Raw genomic sequence first — 17,587 nt, 5'->3', positions numbered from 1 at the left:
TAATTGCCCCCCAAGAAGATTAAGCTTTTTTATATTCTAAGTAGATTAAAGATGATTCATCAGAAACCAGGTCCGGTTCAACATTCGATTTTTTTAAGCCGGGAAGCCAAATGACCAATCCCGATTGATCGATGATAATCGGCCATGCATTTCTTTCTAGCATTGGGATTTTTTCATTGATAAAAATCTCCTTCAACTTTTTCGTGCCACCCAATCCCTTCACACCCATTCTTTCGCCTTCACGCCTTGTTCGTGCAATCAGGGGAAATTGAACAGCTGATTCAGGTAGTATAAAAGAATCGTTTCCTTTTGTATGGGGAATTTCATCTTTTATATAGTGTGCTTTAATTTTATATCCATTCGGAAGAAAAGTCTCACCAGGAATTTGTAATAAAAAGGAATATTCAAGGCTTTCTTGCCGGAAAAATCTAAAGATGCATGTTTGATAGGACTTTTCCACAATAAGGCCTTCCGGTAGGTGCAATTCTGCAGAAGGTTGAGGATTTAAAAACAAAGCTAAAAGTTGATCGATATGTAATGCTGAAAGCGATGAAGGTCTCTCCAAATAAAGATAGTTTAATATTAGTTGAATAGATCTTCTTTGTAAAGGTTTAGGCATTGCAAGAACCTTTTCAATCTGAATGACTGAATGATTCCTATCCTGTTGAAGCCAAATTTCGGATGTTTCTTTCCTGGCTAATTCCTGTAGAAAATCCTCATCCTCCATTAGTTCTTCGCTAAAGCGTTGGAAATGATCATGAACATTATTATTTTCTTTCTTCAGGAATGGAAGGACCTCGTGTCTAAACCTGTTTCTTAGATAATCATCCTTTTGATTGCTTGGATCGTATCTGGGTTCAAGATGGTGAATGCTTGCATATTCGATAATCTCATCCTTAGTGACTTCAAGAAAAGGTCGGATGAGCTGACCGCCATGGAAAGGTCTTTTTAACGATATCCCGGCCCTAGCTTTACCTGTTGCTCCTCTGGTCATTCGCATGAGGATTGTTTCGACTTGGTCATCACCATGGTGTCCTAAAACAAGCGTTGTAGCTTGGTGCTTTTCCATCATTTCTTCATAGAAAGCAAAACGCAATATTCGTGAAGATGCTTGAGAACTTTGGCCTGTCTCTTCAATATATGCTGGTACATCGATCCTTCTGCCTTCAAAAATGATTCCCCACTGTTTGCATATTTGTTTGACATATTGATAATCGCCAAAGGATTCCTCGCCGCGAAACATATGGTCAACACTCGCAACAATGATTTCAAAATGGAAAAGAGACTGAATCTCATTAAGGAAATGTAGCAGCACCAGGGAGTCAGGTCCTCCCGAAACACCTACGAGCAGCTTTGAATCTTTTTGAATCAAATCGTTTCTATAAATGGTCTTGAGAACTTTTTCCTTTAACATACAATCTTCCTTCTTTATGTACAGGCATTAGTTTCTACGTTTTAAAAGTGTAATGGTTTCAATTATTTCTTTTCTACACCTTATTAACTATATCATAACAACTGTTCATATATGTAAAGAACATAGATTATTGAAATAACGGCAACTAATAAAAAGGTCTCCACAAATCCCCCCCTTTTGTTTCTAGGTTGATTCTGGCTCCTTCTAGTCTGTCTGGTGGCAGCCTGACTCGACGGTTTTTTCATTGTTTGATTCTGATCACTCAGTAAAGCAACTAAGTCCTCTCGCATCCGTAATGCAGAATCATACTTTCCGAGTAACGCTTTATCTAGCATCTTTCTATACGGGCGCAATTCCTTTTTCTGTTTGATTAATTCAGTTAGTTGAATATACCCCTCCCCTTTTTTTTGAAAACGCGAAGGATAGGCAGAATTGATGATAATCATTGCTACTGCGAACAAATCATACTGTAAATCCGCCTTTCTTGATCCCATTCCCCAGTATCCTCTATCAAAAAACTCGGTAAACTCTTTAACAGATCGCCCCATCAGCGTCGTTCCGCCAACATCTACACACCTGACTTTATAAGCTTGGGAAGTCACGATCAAATTCTCAGGTTTCAGGTCACCAAAAACCCACCCGTTGGCATGCAAGGCAGATAAACTCGTTAATAATTGAAGGACCAAGACTCCAATCCACGAAAATCCCTTTTTCTTAATAAAGTATAAGAAATCATGGCCATGTATATATTCCATCACATAGAACGGCAGTTGCTTTCCCTTTTCCATATAATCATCCGCTTCCAGAAATGAAGGCCCAAGGGTAGACCCCTGGACCTTGGAAAAGGATTTTAAAATATTCATCTCTGAAATAATGGAAGTCCCATTATCGCTGAGCTTCAGTGCATAATGACGGTTTTTGCTTTCAACTAGATAAACATATCCGTTAGCGCCGCAGCCCAACTCCTTAATAATTGTGTAGTGATTCTTATTCCATTTTCCAGTGATGATACTTCCAGTGGGTAGTTTACATAGATTCCTCAAAGTATTGTTCATCATCATGTGATAACAATCCCCTCAATGAACGTTTTTTATTAAAATGAGAAAGTGCTTCCCGAATTGCTGGTCCCGTCGGTGTAAGTCCTCCCGTACTAAGCTTGGAAAAAATCTTCGTCAATGCTTCCAGGTTCGGTGTCCAATCTAGCAATTTTTCCACGTCGTTCCTTTTCCCGGGAAATGCAAATACGGAAAAACGACTATCACCCATCCTTGCATTCATACTGAGGGATAGGTCTAATAAGGAATCCTTCACGGTTGGAAGCTTATGTTTCATACTCGCACTGGTATCGACAAGAATTAACACTTCAAGCTTGCTCGTTTCCCCAAGCTCATCAACGACCTCCATCACTTCTCCCCTTTTATCCGGTGGGAGATCTTCCATTGTTCTCGAGTCGCCCAATATTTGTTGAAGCTCACGATTAATAACTCCCTGTATAGTTTGAGTCATTGCTTTTTGGGTCACCATCTGAACGGTCTGTGATAATTGTTGTGCATAAACAATCTGGCTGACACCGCCTCCGGCTCCTGCAATTTTCTCGATCTCTTTAAGTCCCTTTTCATCTATTACGTCATTTTCCAATACTCCTATGACATTGATGGTTATGCCCTGCTCTCTTGCTAGTTCAGCTACAGATGCAGGCTCCTCACCGTGATTCGAACAGCCGTCCGTTATAAGCAAAATCTGTCTTAATGTACCTGCTTTCATGTTTGGCTCTCCCTTCCTTTCAATCTGTTACCATACTTGACTAAAAAGGAAGAATTTATACGCTAAAATACATAGGCAACCAGTCGCCGTTCTAGACTGGTTGCCTATGTAAAATCTTCGTTCCGGCGAACTTGCTAAAACGGGTAAATAGGTACCAACTTGGCATTTTAAGATCCTCCTTAGGACATGTATAGAACCATCTATTGGGCTTTTCGTTTGGAAACAGGAATGGAAGCCCATTTAGGTATATTGTGTTTAATTTTCGATGTGACCACCGTCATGTCATCATCAATGACCCCTTTCGTCCGTATGACTTCTTCTAGAATCAAATCAGATATTTCCTGGGGATCATCCGTCTCCATTTCCTTGATTTTTCGTTTTAGCCAAAACTCAATATTTTCTACATGAGATGGTCCATCGAATACCCCATCGCTCATCATGATCAAGATATCCCCGTCCCGCAGTTCCTCTGACACAACATCCACATCAACCTCTTGGATAATGCCCATCGGCAGGTTACTTGATTCTATTTTTATGACTTTATCCCCCCTCTTGATAAAACTCGGAATGGAACAGATTTTCAAAAATCTAGCCTTTGCGTCTTGAAGGTCAATCATCACTAGGTCAAGAGTAGAAAATATTTCATCAGTCGTACGCAGAGATAATACGGAGTTTACAGATTTAATGGCTATCTTTTCTTCTATTCCGGATTGTAAGAATTTCTGAAGCAGCTTCAACGTTTCAGTACTTTCAAAGTGGGCCCTTTCCCCATTACCCATACCATCGCTTATGGCAATTGCATATTTGCCGGCACCAATTTCCATTGTCGTATAACTATCCCCCGATACAAGCCCTCCCCCTTTTGCAGCATGAGCTACACCCGTTTCAACCATGAATTTTTTCGCAGATCGGAATATCACCTCACATTGTCCATTTGGATACTTTGCACATTCCTCAGAATGGACAACAATCGTTTCTCCCAAAATGTCGGAAAGCATGGGAGCAATCAATTTCTCACATTCCCCTCTGCCTTGACAGTAAGGGACACTCATCTCAATATCCACACCTCCCTGTTCTAGGCTGTATATCTCCACATACCCGATATTCAGCCCGAAATCCTGAATGGCTTCCATTATAGATTCCTCATGTAAATGATGGTTCTTCCTTTCCCTTTGTATTTCCTTGGCGAAATCATCCATTACTGCAGAAACGCCCCGTAACTGGTCTGCTACTAGTTTCCTGCTTTCTTTCACCTGCCTTTTCAGTTTTTGATTGGCCTCGAAATAATTAAGCTCTTGAGCAATTGCCCCTACGACCTGTGGACCTCTTGTACAATATTTATCCCATTCTTTTGAGGTCTTTTGAGGGAGCTGTCCATCATTTTCACTCAATTGGATCATAATTTCCTGCATCCCATCATAGGTTGTATTAAAGTTTTTAGCCCAGCATTGATCCTTTTTAAAACATATCTGACATGTCTTTTCAGTGACATTGCTTAAAAAGTAATCAAACTCTTTTTCATCCTCCTCCATCCTTCCGCGTTCATCCACTTGTGAGAAACTATTGGAAAGCGCTTCAAATACATGTGAGAACTGTTCGACCCTTTGGGCGGTCACGTCTCTCACTTTTCGGGCATACTGCTGCTGTTCATCCGAATTTTCCGTTGTCCCCGGTATATGTTTTGCAATTTTGTTTATGATGGATGATGGTGTTAATACAAATAATAGAACGGCAATAAATGATTCATAGAGTGTGATCATGATATTGTTTGTTCCTTCTCCGTACAGGCCTATTAATAGCGTCGCAATTAATAGGCCTGCGGCAACGCCGATCTTTCTACCCTCTTTCAATAACCCACCAAGTAAGCCTGAAAAGGCAAGGAGACTCATTTGATAAAGGCTTGCGACGCTGGCTAGACTGAATATTAATCCTGTTACGACGCCGACCGTGGAGCCTATGGCGGCCCCACCCGCCAGCCCGAATAGGAGGACCAGATATCTTGAGAATATATGATCGAGGGATAAATCATAAATCATCCAGCCAATCGTCCCGGTCATCACCGAGGCAAGTAAGATGATTATACTGACGATCTCCTCTGTCCTTAATGCTTGCGATTTCTTTCGTATGGATAGCAACGGAATGGACTGAATGAAAATCAAGGTGAGTATCATTGCGAGTCCCGCCTCTACCCCTATCATCATCATGTCGTAAAGCTGAATCGTTCGGAAAACCAGATATTGCTGACCCAGATTCACCAGGAAGAGTGAAGCGAACACATACATCGACATTGTCTTGAATTGCCCTTCAATTCCCGGCCTCTTAATCTTGTTGAAAAGGAGAAGCAGGAACGCCGATGCAAAAATCACTAAACTATTGGAGTAATGGATGGTTAAACCTCCTGCAATTAAACCGAACAGTGCAAGTGGTGCTCGATCACGACGCATGAGAAATACGGCGGCGAAAAACGGAAGGGCAAATGGTGATAACTGTGAAAGAATTAAAGCTCGTCCTAATAAAAAACCAATAATTGCTAATGAAATGCCTTTCTTAATAAAGATGTCATCTGTTTTCGCCTGTAACTTTTGAATCCAGTTGATTGCACCCTCCTTTGCTTCTTTCAATTGCACATCTCCTAGTGGTTCCATCATAGGTCTTTCTATTTTCTCCATTTCAACACCCCATTCACTTTAATGATTTTTATTATATAGAGAGCATGTCTATTTTTTTGTCAGAATTTTAAAAGCAAAACGAAAAAATGTTCGACGTATTTCTTCTTGAACGTTCATTTGTATACAGGTTTTTAGACGGGTTTGCTGAATAGAGAAACGTATGTTCCTCTTTTTTTGAAGAAAAGCAAAGTTTTTAGGTTATTTTTGTGGAAAATGCCTCGAATATTTATTCTAAAATTGGATATATAACATTTTTCTTTTTTTTATTGACATTCCTTCTGTCCGAATGTAAGATATAACTTGTGCTTCAGTAGCACTTACCATTATGGCGGCGTAGCTCAGCTGGCTAGAGCGTACGGTTCATACCCGTGAGGTCGGGGGTTCGATCCCCTCTGCCGCTATCCTTTTGATAACTTTCGGCCCGTTGGTCAAGCGGTTAAGACACCGCCCTTTCACGGCGGTAACACGGGTTCGAATCCCGTACGGGTCATCCATATAAAGAAAAAAGCGCCAAACGGTACTCTCTAGTGGAGGAACCGTTGGCGCTTTTTAGTTAGAATAAACTCTTATTATATGAAAAGAAGGCAACCCCAGTAGGTTTGCCTTCTTTATGATCTATATTCTTTTATTCATTCAGTGAATTTTAAACAGGAAAGTTGCTAAACCATTTCAGCAGCAGGTTTATCCGCGTCTTCCTCCTCGCCCTCCACGCTTTGTCTCGGTGCTTCGTTTGAGGGTTGTTAAGCGGTCTTCGCTATCTTTTAGAAATTTAGCCATTTTTTGTTCAAAGTTTTCCTTAGGTTGAAAGCCTGCACCTTTTGAACGGAGGTCTTTTGAACGATTATCATTTCCTCTTCCTTGTCGTGGACGCGGTGTATACGAAGGTTTTCGCTCTCCTTCAGGCCGGTCTATTGCTTTCTTTATGGATAAGCCAATTTTTCCGTCTTTTTCCACATTGATGACTTTCACTTCAACTACATCTCCGACTTTCAAATGGTCATTAATATCTTTGACATAGTTATCTGCGACTTCACTGATATGGACGAGACCTGTAGAACCTTCAGTCAACTCTACAAATGCACCAAAATTAGTTATGCCCGTTACTTTACCCTGTAACTTGCTGCCTACTTCGATTGACATAAAAAAAATGTTCCTCCTTAGAAATGTTAAAAGATCTCTTCACTTATATTATAGCTAAAGTAAAAAAACAGTGTCAAAATTTCAGTCGCTTTCTTCCTTCCCCTTTGGAAGGTTGAAGATGACTTCCCCTTTGTCCGATAAGAAGTAATCCCGTCTCGCAATTTTCGCGATATAATCCTCATCATTTAGTTTAACGATTTCTTCTTTAAGGAGGGTCTCTTTTTTCTCCATCTTAGCAAACTTTTCTTCTAATTCTTCTTTTTGCTGTACTTTTTCATCTAAGGCCATACTCTGCGTGACAAGAGTGGAAACAGCCACAATCAAAAAAATAGCGGCGAAAACGGAATATAGCGTTAATCGGCGAACCAAACCACGTTTCTTTTTCTGGACTGTTTGTACCTTTTTCTCCTGTTGAGCGACGTAAGGATTATCGATTTTTGCTACTTTCCTTTTCTCGAGGCTGCTCATGGTCCTATCACTCCTCACTTTTTTCTTTTTCTCCATCTATGGACTGTCTCACTTATAGAATTCTTCATTTTCAATAAAATACCTTTTCCTTTATTATAAAACTTCTCGCCGTTTTTTGTAACAAAAACCGGCAATAAATTCCACATTTTTATCAATATCCAGCTTAGGGGCTTCCAAAATATATTTAATATAAAAAGGACTACTTTACCGATACCTTTTAAAAGAGCTCCAATAACTTTTCCTATTCCAAGTATAAATACAAATATGGACATGACGATCCACTTGATTGGCTTGAATAGTAGCATGCGAACCAATTCCGTCAAAAACCTAAACAGTTTGATTACAACTAAAATCACAAATGCCAAAAATTGAAGGTATAATCCTTTCAAAAGAGCTTGGTAGGCAGAAAATCCGCATAATAAGGCCAAAAATAAATAGAGGCGTAGCTCACCCTCGTTCACTAAAAACAGGACATAAAAAATGATTAGGCCTTGAATGACCCAGAAAAGAAAATCATGCAGGAAGACAATCCACTTACTTCTCTCTGCACGCTTTAGAAAATGGTTATACGTATCTAGGGCAGCACCAAACAAACTGCCCATTCCTATCATCGAAAGCAACGTATAAAATTGAATCGTCAAGGTCATTTGAACAATTTGCCAAAGAATCCTTTAGCTTTCTCCCCAGATTGCTCATCTAAGTATACAAGGTCAAAAACTTTCCCCTTGATAGAAACAATCCCTTTATCGACGTCTAGATTCTTCATTTGTAAATTTTGACCGCGTATCGATAGAAACCCCATGGATGTTTCAAGCAGGAACTCTTCATTATCGAAACTTTCCACTTGCTTAACACCGGTAATATCCAATAAACGGCGGCCCTTCATCGTGACATCATGTTCCTGGATTGTTCCTTTTGTATAACCAGCATTTGGATCAATATATTGGCTCATTTTTCATCCCTCACAATACCATTGATTTTGTACAAGTGTATGTGCATTTGGGATGAATTAGAACAAGCCTGTCCTTACTCTTCTACCAGCTTCTCTTCCTTTACGATAGAAAACATCTCAGCGGCTGCTTCTTTTTTCGTGGTTTCCTGAATTTTCTCGACGCGTACTGTAACCAGTTTTTGGCCAAATCGCACCGTTAATTCATCGCCCTCTTTTACATTAGAACTCGCCTTTGCCTGTACGCCATTAATGGTGATTCGGCCTTTATCCGCTACTTCTTTGGCAAGAGTCCTACGCTTGATTAACCTTGACACCTTTAGAAATTTATCTAATCTCATCGACATTTTACATCCCCCTATTATTAAAGTCCTTTTGCTTTGGCTTCATTCCAGTAAGAATCCAATTCCTCTAACGTATAATCAGAGAAATCTTTTCCCTCCTTCTTGATACACTCTTCGATATATGTAAACCGTTGATAAAATTTATGATTTGCCTTATGGACAGCTTCTTCTGCTTGTATGTCATAATAGCGCGAAACATTGACTAGTGCAAAAAAGAGGTCGCCCAATTCGGATTTGATCCGATTCTTGTCCGGATTTGGATTCTTCATTTCATCTTCAAATTCTTGCACTTCTTCTATAACCTTTTTCCACGCCTCGGAAACCTCTCCCCAGTCGAATCCAACCTTGGCAGCCCTCTTCTGATAATCCTCGGCACGGAGCAGGTTCGGCAGTGATTTTTCCACGCCATCTAAAAGGGAGGCATCTGTCTCTTTTCCGTTTTCTTCTTCTTTGATTTTCTGCCAGTTTACTAAAACATCTTCCTCACCGCTCACCTGTACATCTCCGAATACATGTGGATGACGGCGGACCATTTTAGCCGAAATCCCGCCTATTATATCATCAATAGTGAACATGCCTTCATCTTCACCGATTTGCGCGTGAAGCATCACTTGTAGAAGCACATCCCCTAATTCCCCAATCATTCCTTCATCATCTTCTTCATCGATTGAGTCTATCAGTTCATACGCCTCTTCTATTAGATATTTTTTTAGGCTTTCATGTGTTTGTTTCTTATCCCAAGGACATCCGTCAGGGCCTCTCAGTTGTGCGATGATTTGCCGAAGCTTGGAAAATTCTCGATACTGCATCGCCTCTTCTTTAACAGGCGGTACATAAACACTCGTCAAATTACTTAGCTCCATTTGCCGATCTAGCTCATAAAGCGCACATTGGGTCACCTTTTCCTTACTGCTTCCCGCCGCTGTTACGATAAACACAGCGTAGTCATCCGGGAGCTTTTCCATTAGTGTCAACTTCACGTTAGAAGCGCTGAATGCATCGTACACCTGACCGATGATCATATGCTGACCGATATGCAGGTCGTCGGGAGAGAGTGCCGTTCCGTCCAATAGTTGAAACCCTTCAATCGGGTCTATTTTAACCGCTTGGAACAATGGGTCAAGGAAGCTTTGTCCGCCTTCAAGCTTGATGGCGACTCCTCGGTCTGGCCCTTTTTCCAATAAGAGCTGGACCGTCTTCTCGGCAACCATGGGATGGCCTGGAACAGCATATATAACTGGTCCTTTAATCGCCGCCTCTAATAGTGTTTCTGATATTTCCTCATATACCGCCTCAAACTGATCATGTTTCTCGTATACTGAATCAAACGAAAAGAACTGGATTCCTTCCCCAGCCAAATCTGTGATCACCGGATGGTCCAGTGTCCGGACGAAGCATTCTTTTGCTTGTGTTAATTTTTTATAAATCCCGTATGGAAGCTGATCTAAATCACCCGCTCCAAGACCTATGATTGTTATCTCATTCGTCAACATTTTTTAGTACCTCTATTCTTCATTATAATAAGGCGTTTAACCTTTAAACCTGCAGGTATTAAGGATAGCTCTTCTTCTGTGAACAAACCGGTGCGAATGATTATTACAAGGAAAATTACCGCGCCCAAGCCTACACCCGCTAAGGCCTGAATTGTAGCAAGCAGTCTGCTTTCTCCGGAAGACATTAACCAAAAGTATGCTTCATTGAAAAGTACGACTGCCAATCCCATGTATACCGTACTCTTACCTATAATAAACAGGTGCCTCTTCTTAAATAAGGGATTTTTGATATGTACCTTCAAAACCATATAGAACAAAATCGTCATGACCATAAACGCGATTACAGTAGAAGTGGCTGCCCCCGCAATATGGTAATGGGGAACTAGAATAAGGTCTAAGATCCATTTGATACCTACCCCTATGAGTGTAATGGTCACAGGGGTGACTGAATGACCCAGGCATTGTATTACTGCCGCTGTTGTCATGATGAGCGAAGTAAATACGATTGATAAGGAGTATATGGCTAAGGTGCCTGTACCCTCCGAGTCGGTGAACAACATGTAATTGACTGGTCTCATCATGGCCACCAAGCCTACCGTTGCAGCCATTCCTAGCGTTGTACTCACACGTAAAACCAATCTTACCTTCCCGAGTATTTCCTGATCGTTACGATCCCGGACGAATCCCGCGATAACCGGGACAAGTGCCAGTGCAAAAGAGTTCACCACGACCGTACCCAGTTGAAGCAAAGGCTGACCTCTATCATAGATCCCTTTCCATCTCTTTGCTTCCCCCTCATCCATTCCGGAATCTCTCAATAAGGAATAGAGATGCAGGGAATCCACGAACTGAAATAAGATAAGGATAAGGCCGGTCACACAAAAGGCCAAACCTTGAAAGAGTAGGCTCTTGGAAATACTAAGGAAATGCGAGCGCTTTACTATCATTGGTGAAAATAGCTTCCATTCCCCTCTTAACAGTACAAAGGTAAGTAAGAGCGCCAGCCCCGTGATGCCTCCCGTAATGGAACCGAAGACCGCCCCCTTACCGACAGCATACATTGAGTAGCCCTTTTGCACAAACAGCGTCGATAATACGAGGATCGTAATAACTCGGATACTCTGTTCAGCCACCTGCGAACCCGCAGTGGGCATCATGTCGTGTTTCCCTTGGAAATATCCTCTTAAGACAGATGAAAGCGGCATTAATAAATAGGAGAAGGCAATGATTTTCAAGAGACCGGATAGCCCTGGATCCGTCATACCCCCTGCAATCCAATCCGCTCCAAGGAAAAGAGCCATAAATAACAATAAACCAATTGAGCTTAAGACAATCATGGCAGTTGTCAGAATATCTTTAATCGTATAGTCTTCTTCAGAAGATCCCCGCTCTGCAATGAGTTTTGATATGACCACTGGAAAGCCAATGGTCGAGAGTGTCAGAGCAACTCCGTAAAAAGGATACACCTGCTGATAGATATAAAATCCGATATCCCCTGCGATATTTTGATAAGGTATGCGATAGGCGGCACTCAAGATTTTCACGATGATTGCCGCTGCACTTAAAATCAGGGCTCCGCGAAAGATATCCGTTGACGCTTTATAAGGCTTTTCAGCCATTTCTTTTCCCCTTTTCACTTATATGTGGTTGTTATTATAGCATAATTAAGAACTTGTTTTGCCTACAGGACAGACCTCCTCCTATATTTTCATTCTGACTGAAAGATCAATTTTTTATAGGGCACCCTTGCAAAAACCTACTTATAAATGAACAAAAAGGACAGCGAATGCTGCCCTTTGCCCGTCCATATATATAATTGCATCAATTACTGTTCCATTTGTCTTGCTAGAAAACTTGCTGCAGTTTCAACGGACTTCTGTTCCACTTCCCCTAGCGCACCATCTTTAGAGAAAATCAAGACCGCACCAATTGGATCGCCGCTAGCTATGATGGGAGCTGCTGCATAAGATTGAACTTCCTCATCGTTTGAATCCACGAAGGAAACTTGTCCATTCGGTGATTCAAGGACTGGGTTTCTATCTTCCATGATTTTTTCCACTAAGTCACTGATGCTTTTATTTAAATATTCTTTTTTAGAACCGCCTGCCACTGCAATGTAGGTATCTCGGTCACAAATCATAACTGGATTTCCAAGGCTATCGTATATTGCTTCTGCATATTCTCTTGCGAAATCGCCCAGTTCACTAATTGGGGAGTATTTCTTTAAGATGACTTCTCCATCTCTATCCACGAAAATTTCTAGTGGATCACCTTCACGAATGCGGAGAGTCCTTCGAATTTCTTTTGGGATGACAACTCTTCCTAAATCATCAATTCGCCGAACGATACCTGTTGCTTTCATCTAATGTTGCCTCACTTTCATCTAATTGATTTGATCTATCCTCTTTTTGTAAAGAAAAACATCACCAGCTATTGAACTTAGTATTTTTCTAATGGTAAGTTCTATACATTTTGAAAAAATATTTCTTTTTGATGTATTTTTTATAAATAATTTAATAACGGTTTCGTTAAAAAGTTCCATTAATTTTTTGTCGCTTGTATTTCCTTTTGGACATGCTGCAGACCTTTTGTCATTTCGAAAAGAATAGGTAACCACTTGCTTTGTTCTACCCCTTTTATGTGCAGAACAAGTTTCATTCGATTACCATCCATACCGAATCCGACCATTCGGCCGTATTTCGATCCAAGTTCAAAGACCTTTTGCCCATCCACAGAGCCACTTACTTCTTCCCTAAGGAGAATGGTGATTTCCTGCTTGAGCTGCTTCACACTCTCAATGCCAGCATTATTAGCAAACACCTTCATTTCAGCGATTAAAAATAAATAGGCTACCTCTTCTGGATATTCACCAAATCGATCGAGCATTTCGTCTTTTAATTCATCCACTTCTTCAAGCGAATCAATTCCTCTAAACCGTTTATACATTTCGATCTTCTGATGTCCGTCCAATATGTAGGCATCCGGGATATATGCATCGACTTCGATATCAATTTCGAGTGAAGACTTTTCTTCGACCGGTTTATCAGAACGTTTTGCCTCTACAGCCTCTTGTAACATTTGAGAGTACAGGTCAAAACCAACTGAATCAATAAAGCCATGTTGTTGGGCTCCTAATATATTTCCTGCTCCCCTAATGGATAAATCACGCATGGCAATTTTAAATCCTGATCCCAATTCCGTGAATTCCTTGATAGATTGGAGGCGTTTTTCAGCAACTTCAGTTAGCACTTTATCTTTTCTGTACGTAAAGAATGCGTAGGCCACCCGATTTGACCGTCCAACGCGACCACGAAGCTGATAAAGTTGGGAAAGACCCATTCTATCCGCTTCATTCACGATGAGCGTATTGACGTTAGGAATATCTACACCGGTTTCTATAATAGTTGTACTTACTAAAACGTCGTATTCTCCTTCTAGAAAACCAAACATGACGGCTTCTAGTTCCTGTTCGGACATTTGCCCATGAGCATATGTAACACGGGCATCGGGTACCAACATGGAAATTTCTTCTGCTTTTCTTGCTATATCCTCTACCCTATTATAAAGGAAATAAACCTGTCCATCCCTCGCTAGCTCTCGCTCTATCGCTTCTATTACCAAGTTTCCGTTATACTCCATAACATATGTCTGAATGGGAAAACGGTTTTCCGGTGGTGTCTCGATGACAGATAAATCACGAACGCCAAGCATAGACATATGAAGGGTTCTCGGGATAGGAGTAGCTGTCAGAGTCAAAACATCGACATTGGTCTTTAATCGTTTTATTTTTTCCTTATGAGTCACACCAAAGCGCTGTTCCTCGTCAATTACCAGCAACCCTAAATCACGATACACCAAATCCTTGGATAGAATCCTGTGGGTTCCGACAACGATGTCCACAGTGCCAGCCTTTAAACCCTTTATCGTCTCCGTTTGCTGTTTTTTTGTACGGAAGCGACTCATGAGCCCTATATTGATGGGATAATCCTGGAACCGTTCCCTTAATGTTTCATAATGCTGTTGGGCAAGAATCGTAGTCGGAACAAGGAAGGCCACCTGTTTACCATCCATAATCGCTTTAAAAGCAGCCCGAATAGCTACCTCCGTTTTTCCATATCCCACATCACCGCATAACAAACGGTCCATTGGCCTTTCACGTTCCATATCCTTTTTAATCTCGGTGATGGATCGCAACTGATCTTCCGTTTCGTTATAAGCAAATGATGTCTCAAATTGCCGCTGCATATCCCCATCAGGAGAAAAAGCATAACCCTTCGCCGCTTCCCGTTCTGCATACAGCTTAATTAAATCATCTGCGATATTCTCCACAGAAGATTGAACCTTGCTTTTTACACGCTTCCACTCTGTTCCGCCTAACTTGTAAAGCTTCGGTTCCTTCCCTTCGGAACCCACATACTTTTGGACAAGGTTGATTTGATCAACGGGAACATACAATTTATCGTCCGCTTGATACTTAATATGCAGATAATCTTTATGTACCCCATTAATCGTTAACGTTTCAATCCCCAAGTACTTCCCAATCCCATGATTAACATGGACGACATAATCGCCGATCTTCAGCTCGGAGTAACTTTTGATTCGTTCCGCATTTGATAGTTTCTGCCTGCGAATCGATTTTTTTGCTTTCTTATTAAATAATTCCGTTTCCGTAATGATGCTGAATTTCTGCATCGGTAATTCAAAGCCGCTATTAAGGCTACCATGTAGGATCTGTACTTTACCCGGAAGAATGCTATTGGCATCCAAGAGCTCTGCCGCTTCTATATCATAGTCCGCTAATATAGCATGCAACTTTTTCACTCGTTCCTCATCTTGGCCAAGAATGATCACCGTAAAGTTCCCTTTTTTCCAGCGTTCCAGTTCGGCTTTAAACACGTTCATCTGTCCATGGAAATTCTGCATTTGCTTACTGGAAAAGTTAAGGATGTTTTGCGGGTTCGTGTGCGGTACATGCCGTAAAAATAAGGAAAGGTACACAAACGGCCTATTTGATTTCACAATTAGTTCCTGCATCGGGTGGGCTAATTGGATATCATGGATTATCTGCCCCTGGCTTATAAGCTCTGTATACCATGTTGCCTCTTCTTTTTCCAAAGAATCATTGAGTTCTTGTATCCTACTGATCTCGTCTAAGAAAACCAAGCCATTTACGGGAAGATAATCTATTAAACTAGCGGGTTTCTCATACGCTAAACTAAGGTATTTGAAGATTTGATCCGGTTTATTCCCCATCTTAAGCTGCTCAAGCTCATAGCTGATGGTTTGGATTAATTGTTCCTTCGTTTTTTCATCCTTAATTTTTTTCAAGCTCTTGCTCAATCCACTTTCAAGTTTCGAGATAATGGATTCAATATGAACTTTCTCCAATAACGCCTCGCTAACAGGACCTATGGTTACTGTCTGAAGCTTATTGATGGAGCGCTGATCTTCTGATGAAAACGTCCTGATAGAATCAATTTCCGTATCAAATAACTCAATGCGCATAGGGTTAGGTTCCGTTATGGGATAGATATCAATGATACCGCCGCGGATGCTGAACTCCCCTGGGGAAGAAACCATCTCGGCCCGGGTGTACCCCATAGCGATGAACTTGCCTAAAGTGGATTCCAGGTCGATTTCTTCACCTAATTTAAATGATAGCTGATGCTTCTTCCAGACATCTTTTGGAGGAAGCACTCGGCGGACACCAGGAATTGGTGCAATGACGATCCCTTTCTTGCCCTTAGCCCAGAAATTCAAGGCCTCTACACGTTGAGCTCGTAATTCAGGACTGGCTACACTCAAGTCAGCTGCAATTAATTCATTGGCTGGATATATAAATAGTTCATCTTCCGGGATAAAACTGGATAAGTCTTCTTGGAACTTTTGAGCTTGCAGCAAATTATGAGTCACTACCAAAATGGGTCTGTTCGTCTTCTCGTACACAGATGCCAACAGAAGCGATCTAGATGAACCGGTCAAGCCAGATACCATTTGCTCCTTTAGCCCTTCATCTATGCCGGATATTAACGAATGAACATCATCTTGCTTAGAAAACAAATTTTGCAATCCATCCACAGTCTGTCCCTCCTCTCTTTAATTTGCATGAATCAAGTTGATCCTAATTCTCTCTTTATAGATAGAATGATCTTATTTTCTATTTTTTTAACCATGTATACGAAAATGAACGGAAAAATGCTTTGGATTTTGTCCAAAGCCTCTCCCGCTAATGAATGATATAATCGCTTTCATAAAATTCAGGGTTCTCTTGCAGTGATTGATAACATTCTTCACATATTGCCTTCACATGCATATCCCCTTCGGAATCATAAACGATCATCTCTTGACGTTCTTCATCAGTAAGTTGATTAAACCCTAACTGCTCCGTGGTCAATGCTTCACTCTCTAGTGAACCTAGCTTAGTTCCGCAATGCCGGCAACGATAATGGAGAGCCATTTGATAACCCCCTATTTTTATAATACCGTTAGTATGTACTAAAGTAGGGGGGATTTATTCAGCGAAACAGGAAGATATTTTATTTACTTTATATCTACTCCAACCTTATTGGTTATATTCGTTCATAACCTGGATAAATGGTTTCTCTAGCCATGTCTCACAAGCGTCTGCGCTTTTTTCTATCGTTGTCCCAACATGCTCCCAATCGTCTTTAGAAAAGCGGCCCAAGACATAATCAGGCACCGGCATTCTACCAATCGGACGGCCGATTCCTATTCTGATTCGATTGAAATCCTGGGTGCCTAAATGGGCAATGGTCGATTTAATTCCATTATGTCCCCCAGCACTCCCCTTTTGACGGAGACGAATTTTCCCTGGCGGCAAATCGAGATCATCATAAATAATGATGACATCGGCTACTTCCACTTTGAAAAAATGCATAACTGCAGCAATCGATTCACCTGACAAATTCATATAGGTTAAAGGCTTAAGTAGTAAGACCTTTTCACCCCGGACCATTCCGACACCATAAATGCCTTTATGCTTGGCTTGGTCTAGTGAAATGGACCATCTTTTAGCTAACTCATCTATTACTTCAAAACCGACATTATGCCGTGTCTTTTCATATTGCTTGCCTGGGTTTCCTAACCCTACAATAATTTTCATGATTCACACTCCGTCATTCCTGATATTTAGAGAGTTGCGTTTTAGCGAAGATTCTAAAAATCATAAGTGACCTTAGAAAAATAGTACCTTAATTTTAAGCATTTCCGCAAGCGACCGGAGAACTAATTAGAAATAATTTCTATTTTGAAATGAAATTTTTCATATGTGGTGTGCAGGATGCAGAAGAAGCAAAAAAGACGCAACTCGTTAGAGCTACGCCTAT

General features: G+C 41.0%; 15 protein-coding genes and 2 tRNA genes. 2 read left to right on the top strand and 15 right to left on the bottom strand.

Features of this window, described 5'->3' with window-relative positions:
- Positions 1–19: 19 nt before the first annotated feature.
- The 4 genes from tilS to spoIIE all read right to left on the bottom strand — a co-directional run bounded on the left by tilS (position 20) and on the right by spoIIE (position 5,847).
- Positions 20–1,414 carry a tRNA lysidine(34) synthetase TilS gene (gene tilS / locus ACQKL5_RS20470; protein ID WP_427610681.1) on the bottom strand — a complete coding sequence of 465 codons (1,395 nt, stop codon included), beginning with the start codon at positions 1,412–1,414 and terminating at the stop codon, positions 20–22.
- Between the two features lie 92 nt (positions 1,415–1,506).
- Positions 1,507–2,475 (bottom strand): protein kinase domain-containing protein, encoded by a 969-nt coding sequence (locus ACQKL5_RS20465; protein WP_427610680.1) that lies wholly within the window; start codon positions 2,473–2,475, stop codon positions 1,507–1,509.
- Positions 2,441–3,178 (bottom strand): VWA domain-containing protein, encoded by a 738-nt coding sequence (locus ACQKL5_RS20460; protein WP_427610679.1) that lies wholly within the window; start codon positions 3,176–3,178, stop codon positions 2,441–2,443. Before ACQKL5_RS20460 ends, ACQKL5_RS20465 begins: the two co-directional genes overlap by 35 nt.
- Positions 3,179–3,378: 200 nt before the next feature.
- Positions 3,379–5,847, bottom strand: a complete 2,469-nt coding sequence (gene spoIIE, locus ACQKL5_RS20455) for a stage II sporulation protein E (RefSeq protein ID WP_427610678.1) — start codon at positions 5,845–5,847, stop codon at positions 3,379–3,381.
- A gap of 327 nt (positions 5,848–6,174) precedes the next feature.
- Here spoIIE and ACQKL5_RS20450 point away from each other — a divergent pair.
- A tRNA-Met gene (locus ACQKL5_RS20450) sits at positions 6,175–6,248 on the top strand.
- Between the two features lie 17 nt (positions 6,249–6,265).
- A tRNA-Glu gene (locus tag ACQKL5_RS20445) sits at positions 6,266–6,337 on the top strand.
- A 191-nt stretch (positions 6,338–6,528) separates the two neighbouring features.
- Here the strand turns inward: ACQKL5_RS20445 and ACQKL5_RS20440 are convergent.
- From ACQKL5_RS20440 to pth, 11 genes are all read right to left on the bottom strand, one after another.
- Positions 6,529–6,987, bottom strand: a complete 459-nt coding sequence (locus ACQKL5_RS20440; protein ID WP_427610677.1) for a S1 domain-containing RNA-binding protein — start codon at positions 6,985–6,987, stop codon at positions 6,529–6,531.
- Between the two features lie 81 nt (positions 6,988–7,068).
- Complete coding sequence (locus ACQKL5_RS20435; protein ID WP_427610676.1) at positions 7,069–7,455, bottom strand: FtsB family cell division protein; 387 nt, start codon at positions 7,453–7,455, stop codon at positions 7,069–7,071.
- 14 nt (positions 7,456–7,469) lie between these two features.
- Entirely contained in the window at positions 7,470–8,102 is a 633-nt protein-coding gene (gene yabQ / locus ACQKL5_RS20430) for a spore cortex biosynthesis protein YabQ (protein WP_427610675.1), read from the bottom strand.
- Positions 8,099–8,407: a sporulation protein YabP gene (yabP, locus tag ACQKL5_RS20425; RefSeq protein WP_402875924.1), complete on the bottom strand. Its 309-nt coding sequence runs from the start codon at positions 8,405–8,407 to the stop codon at positions 8,099–8,101. The genes yabQ and yabP overlap by 4 nt, the downstream gene beginning before the upstream one ends.
- 74 nt (positions 8,408–8,481) lie before the next feature.
- Positions 8,482–8,745 carry an RNA-binding S4 domain-containing protein gene (locus ACQKL5_RS20420; protein WP_427610693.1) on the bottom strand — a complete coding sequence of 88 codons (264 nt, stop codon included), beginning with the start codon at positions 8,743–8,745 and terminating at the stop codon, positions 8,482–8,484.
- A 23-nt stretch (positions 8,746–8,768) separates the two neighbouring features.
- The gene (mazG, locus tag ACQKL5_RS20415) at positions 8,769–10,241 is read right to left on the bottom strand and encodes a nucleoside triphosphate pyrophosphohydrolase (RefSeq protein WP_427610674.1); all 1,473 of its coding nucleotides are present in this window, start codon (positions 10,239–10,241) and stop codon (positions 8,769–8,771) included.
- Complete coding sequence (locus tag ACQKL5_RS20410) at positions 10,235–11,860, bottom strand: putative polysaccharide biosynthesis protein (RefSeq protein ID WP_427610673.1); 1,626 nt, start codon at positions 11,858–11,860, stop codon at positions 10,235–10,237. The genes mazG and ACQKL5_RS20410 overlap by 7 nt, the downstream gene beginning before the upstream one ends.
- A 206-nt stretch (positions 11,861–12,066) precedes the next feature.
- Positions 12,067–12,603: a stage V sporulation protein T gene (gene spoVT, locus ACQKL5_RS20405; protein WP_427610672.1), complete on the bottom strand. Its 537-nt coding sequence runs from the start codon at positions 12,601–12,603 to the stop codon at positions 12,067–12,069.
- Between the two features lie 179 nt (positions 12,604–12,782).
- Complete coding sequence (gene mfd / locus ACQKL5_RS20400; RefSeq protein ID WP_427610671.1) at positions 12,783–16,319, bottom strand: transcription-repair coupling factor; 3,537 nt, start codon at positions 16,317–16,319, stop codon at positions 12,783–12,785.
- A gap of 148 nt (positions 16,320–16,467) precedes the next feature.
- Positions 16,468–16,698 (bottom strand): anti-sigma-F factor Fin, encoded by a 231-nt coding sequence (locus ACQKL5_RS20395; protein ID WP_427610670.1) that lies wholly within the window; start codon positions 16,696–16,698, stop codon positions 16,468–16,470.
- 105 nt (positions 16,699–16,803) lie between these two features.
- Positions 16,804–17,364, bottom strand: a complete 561-nt coding sequence (gene pth, locus ACQKL5_RS20390; protein ID WP_427610669.1) for an aminoacyl-tRNA hydrolase — start codon at positions 17,362–17,364, stop codon at positions 16,804–16,806.
- Positions 17,365–17,587: the final 223 nt, after the last annotated feature.

Origin of the sequence: Peribacillus sp. NPDC097675, assembly GCF_050277655.1 — a bacterium.
Lineage (GTDB): Bacteria > Bacillota > Bacilli > Bacillales > DSM-1321 > Peribacillus.
Note: the sequence above shows the minus strand (reverse complement) of the source record. Positions and strands in the feature narration are given on the sequence as shown.